The sequence below is a fragment of the Candidatus Symbiothrix dinenymphae genome (genome assembly GCF_001431085.1).
Genome location: NZ_BBRU01000593.1, coordinates 1 through 1,953, shown reverse-complemented (window position 1 = coordinate 1,953; position 1,953 = coordinate 1). Strand labels below are relative to the sequence as shown.

Sequence of the window (1,953 nt, the reverse complement as noted above, 5' to 3'; positions counted from 1 at the left end):
TATCCTGCGAAAATGTTCCGAGCCAAGTCCCAAAGTCAAATTGCTCCACGACAAACTAAGGCATCGCCCATATCCATTCCAAACGAAAAAATTTGTAGTACACAAACAGGTTTTTGAAAAATTCCAATAGTCTGATTTACAACGACTTTATTCCGGATAGTGCGCAATGTGGGTTAGGTTCCGGAGTAAGAAAAATGTTTCATTATGTTCCATTGTATGTAAAAGATAAAACCGCCTTGCCGATTATGGAAGAAGGCGATGTGTTCAAACTAACTGTCCGTTATGAAAAGAAAGGGGCTTATCCCTCCCGTGATTTAGGGGAAATTAGTGCCACAATTAAACATGCCGATGAAGTATTGGAATTGATTCAAAAAAATCCAAAAATCACAATCCCAGAAATGGCTCAAAGTCTTGCTATTCCCGAAAGAACAATGGCAAGAACTATCTCTAAATTAATTGAAGAGCAACTAATTGAAAGAGAAGGTTCTCGAAAAGATGGGAAATGGATAATAGTAGCAGTGGCATGATAAGTGGCATGATAAGTGGCATGATAAGTGGCATGATAAATGTCGTGATAAATGTCGTGATAAAAAAAACTCGCCAATCAAACCGATTTGGCAAGGTTTTCGTTAGTAACAGCTAAAAAGCAGGACAGCATCATAAATAATATGATAAACCGGGACTTGGAAAATAGCACCTCAAAAAAAGATTTAGCCTATTTTTTAATCTACCAAATCCAATACAAACCTATCAACAAAAACAGAAAAAAAATCACATGCTGTCGCAGATTCTTATTTATTCATCACTTTATTGCCGGAATCAACTATTGCCCCTATTAAAATATTGTCCCAGCCTAAAGTATCTTTTGCATATTCAGCCCATTGGTGATTAAAGGATTCAAATGCTTCATATTCAGCTTTATGCTCTGAAAGCGGAGTTAATTCAAACCAATCAAAATGTTCATAGATTGTCAGATATAACAACTGTATATGATTCTTTTCCAATTCGTTCCACCAAGGTAAAGCCAAAGTTTCCTGCATTTTGTGCAACCAAAATTCGTACCGCTGTTTTGGGGTGAATTTCATAAAAACAGGATGCCTAAGACTTTCATCCAATTGAAGCCAATCTTTCCGGCTCATGGTTTGAATCTCTGTTTGATGTTCTTTAATCCAAACATCTGCCTGTGTTTCATCCGTATAATCTTGTGAATATACAAATGAGCAACAACACAGTGCAAACAAACACATACTAATAATAAATTCTCGTTTCATAAAGATTAATTATTTATATTTCAATTTCTTAATTATTTTTACACAATCCATCACATTTTCCAAACTTTACATTCTGATTTTACAACAGAGCCGAAGCCCACTTGAACTCTGTTCAAAATCGGGAGCAAAGTTAGGCAAAAATTTCATATAAACCCAATATTTTTGAAAATTTTTTTCTCCTTTAAAATTGCAACCAACCCGATTATAAACACTCCTGTAAATATAATTTCAAATATCGCAGGGGACAAGAAACAGACGGTATTTTTCATAAGCTCAATCAAAAATCCAATCATTCATATCTGCTCCTGTAAAAAATAATAAATAAACCGATATGCAGTTAATTAGAAATAAAACGACCGTACTCCAATGCACTTTTTTTCTATATAAAGCCATTATGGTCAAAATAAATGTGATAGGCAGAACTAAGGATATATTAACGACATGCGTCATCACAGCAATTTCCTGATGGATTATACTCACATCTTTCGGATCCCCCAGTAACTCATTTTTGTCGGCAAACACAACATGAATTCGAATGACAAAACTGTAATACATGCCCGACAAAATCAGGGAGAGATAGACGAGTATTGAATATATTTTATTTAGCATCTTACTTTAATTTTAGCGAAAATATAAATTAAAAAATCATTAATAGCTTTTATAATCTTACTAATCAACTTTT

Annotated in this window: 2 protein-coding genes; one reads left to right on the top strand and one right to left on the bottom strand. The window is 34.1% G+C overall.

All coding sequences use genetic code 11. From position 1 onward, the window contains the following. Positions 1-113 precede the first annotated feature (113 nt). Positions 114-527, top strand: a complete 414-nt coding sequence (locus ASC50_RS06490; RefSeq protein ID WP_055432217.1) for a MarR family transcriptional regulator — start codon at positions 114-116, stop codon at positions 525-527. Positions 528-791: 264 nt separating this feature from the next. Here ASC50_RS06490 and ASC50_RS06485 read toward each other — a convergent pair whose 3' ends face one another. Further along, a complete protein-coding gene (locus ASC50_RS06485; protein ID WP_158648552.1) occupies positions 792-1,271 on the bottom strand; it encodes a bacteriocin fulvocin C-related protein in 480 nt (159 codons plus the stop codon). Positions 1,272-1,953 lie beyond the last annotated feature (682 nt).